Genomic DNA, 3,130 nt, shown 5'->3' with positions numbered 1-3,130 from the left:
AAGCGCATCTGGTGGATGCCTTGGCGACAACAGGCGATGAAGGACGTAGTAGTCTGCGATAAGCCGCGGCGAGCTGACAAACGAGCTTTGACCCGCGGATTTCCGAATGGGGCAACCCACCGCTTTTGCGGTATCCGTAACTGAATACATAGGTTGCGGAGGCGAACTCAGGGAACTGAAACATCTAAGTACCTGAAGGAAAAGAAATCAACCGAGATTCCGCAAGTAGTGGCGAGCGAACGCGGAGCAGCCCTTAAGCTTTTTATGTTTTAGCAGAGCGGTCTGGAAAGGCCGGCCATAGTGGGTGATAGCCCCGTATGCGAAAGGACATAGAGAGTGAAATCGAGTAAGGCGAGGCACGTGAAACCTTGTCTGAACATGGGGGGACCATCCTCCAAGGCTAAATACTCGTTGTCGACCGATAGTGAACCAGTACCGTGAGGGAAAGGCGAAAAGAACCCCGGAGAGGGGAGTGAAATAGAACCTGAAACCGGATGCGTACAAGTAGTCGGAGCCCTTCGGGGTGACGGCGTACCTTTTGTATAATGGGTCAGCGACTTACTTCTCAGTAGCGAGGCTAACCGTATAGGGGAGCCGTAGGGAAACCGAGTCTTAATAGGGCGAATAGTTGCTGGGAGTAGACCCGAAACCCGTCGATCTATCCATGGCCAGGGTGAAGTTGTGGTAACACACAATGGAGGCCCGAACTCACGTCTGTTGAAAAAGACGGAGATGAGCTGTGGATAGGAGTGAAAGGCTAATCAAGGCGGGTGATAGCTGGTTCTCCTCGAAAGCTATTTAGGTAGCGCCTCACGTCTCACTGCAGGGGGTAGAGCACTGTCACGGTTTGGGGGGTCCACAAGGATCTACCCGGCTGTTGCAAACTCCGAATACCTGCAAGTGCAATCGTGGGAGACACACGGTGGGAGCTAAATTTCATCGTGAAAAGGGAAACAGCCCTGACCGCCAGCTAAGGTCCCCAAATTACCGCTAAGTGGTGAACGATGTGGGAAGGCAGAGACAGCCAGGAAGTTGGCTTAGAAGCAGCCATCTTTTAAAGAAAGCGTAATAGCTCACTGGTCGAGTCGGCCCGCGCGGAAGATGTAACGGGGCTCAAGCGGTGTACCGAAGCTGCGGATGCACACTTAGGTGTGCGTGGTAGAGGAGCGTTCTGTAAGCCTGTGAAGGTGGATCGTAAGGTCTGCTGGAGGTATCAGAAGTGCGAATGCTGACATGAGTAACGACAATACGGGTGAAAAACCCGTTCGCCGTAAGCCCAAGGGTTCCAGCGCAACGGTAATCGGCGCTGGGTGAGTCGGATCCTAAGGCGAGGCCGAGAGGCGTAGTCGATGGAAAACTGGTTAATATTCCAGTACTTGCTGATGCTGCGATGGGGTGACGGAGAAGGTTAGGGTAGCTGCCTGTTGGATGGTAGTTTAAGCCCGTAGGAAGGTTCCTTAGGCAAATCCGGGGAATCAATTCTGAAAGGTGATGACGAGCCGCAATTGCGGCGAAGTACTTGATACCCCGCTTCCAAGAAAAACCTCTAAGCTTCAGGCATCAGGAATCCGTACCCGAAACCGACACAGGTGGGCGAGGAGAGTATCCTAAGGCGTTTGAGACAACTCGGATGAAGGAACTCGGCAAAATAGTGCCGTAACTTCGGGAGAAGGCACGCCTGCGCAAGCAGGCCGCAGTGAAGAGGGGGTGGCAACTGTTTATCAAAAACACAGGACTCTGCAAACACGAAAGTGGACGTATAGGGTCTGACACCTGCCCGGTGCTGGAAGGTTAAGTGATGGGGTCAGGCGCAAGCCAAAGCTCTTGATCGAAGCCCCAGTAAACGGCGGCCGTAACTATAACGGTCCTAAGGTAGCGAAATTCCTTGTCGGGTAAGTTCCGACCTGCACGAATGGTGTAATGATCGCCCCACTGTCTCCATCCGAGGCTCAGTGAAATTAAAATCGCTGTGACGATGCAGTGTTCCCGCGGCAAGACGGAAAGACCCCGTGAACCTTTACTATAACTTTACACTGGATTTTGAGTTTATTTGTGTAGGATAGGTGGGAGGCATTGAAACCAGGGCGCTAGCTTTGGTGGAGCCAACCTTGAAATACCACCCTGATAAACTTGAAATTCTAACCTCGTCCCGTTATCCGGGACAGGGACATTGTATGGTGGGTAGTTTGACTGGGGCGGTCTCCTCCCAAAGAGTAACGGAGGAGTGCGAAGGTTAGCTCAGCGCGGTCGGAAATCGCGCTTTTGAGTGCATAGGCATAAGCTAGCTTGACTGCGAGACAAACAAGTCGAGCAGGTACGAAAGTAGGTCTAAGTGATCCGGTGGTTCTGTATGGAAGGGCCATCGCTCAACGGATAAAAGGTACTCCGGGGATAACAGGCTGATACTGCCCAAGAGTCCATATCGACGGCAGTGTTTGGCACCTCGATGTCGGCTCATCACATCCTGGGGCTGTAGTCGGTCCCAAGGGTTCGGCTGTTCGCCGATTAAAGTGGTACGCGAGCTGGGTTCAGAACGTCGTGAGACAGTTCGGTCCCTATCTGCCGTGGGCGTTCGAGATTTGAGAGGAGTTCACCTTAGTACGAGAGGACCGGGTGGAACGTATCTCTGGTGTTCCAGTTGTCACGCCAGTGGCATCGCTGGGTAGCTATATACGGACGGGATAACCGCTGAAAGCATCTAAGCGGGAAGCCCACCTCAAGATGAGATCTCGCGGGACTTGAGTCCCCTAAAGAGCCCTTGTAGACCACAAGGTTGATAGGCACGGTGTGGAAGCGCAGTAATGTGTGAAGCTAACGTGTACTAATTGCTCGTGCGGCTTGATCATATAACGCTCAAGCATTTTTACCGTTAAGTATCTGAGGCATTGAGATAATGACCTCGGTGTTCAACTACAAAAGCCGAATTCGGAAAAGCGATCCGCCAGTGCGGGCCGATTTTCCAACCAGTTTCCCTGGCGGCCATAGCAAGTTGGAACCACCCGTTCCCATTCCGAACACGGAAGTGAAACGACTTAGCGCCGATGATAGTGTGGCAGCTGCCATGTGAAAGTAGGACACTGCCAGGGTCTTAAACACAACGAACCCCGATGCGAATGCATCGGGGTTTTTT

2 rRNA genes are annotated in these 3,130 nt (G+C 52.6%); both read left to right on the top strand.

Annotated features, from left to right (window positions below):
* A 23S ribosomal RNA gene (locus tag G7Y82_RS21060) occupies window positions 1–2,846 on the top strand; the annotation flags it as partial.
* A 125-nt stretch (window positions 2,847–2,971) separates the two neighbouring features.
* Window positions 2,972–3,086 (top strand): 5S ribosomal RNA (rrf, locus tag G7Y82_RS21055).
* Window positions 3,087–3,130: the final 44 nt, after the last annotated feature.

Source organism: Solimonas marina (assembly GCF_012241385.1).
GTDB lineage: Bacteria > Pseudomonadota > Gammaproteobacteria > Nevskiales > Nevskiaceae > Solimonas > Solimonas marina.
Note: the sequence above shows the minus strand (reverse complement) of the source record. Positions and strands in the feature narration are given on the sequence as shown.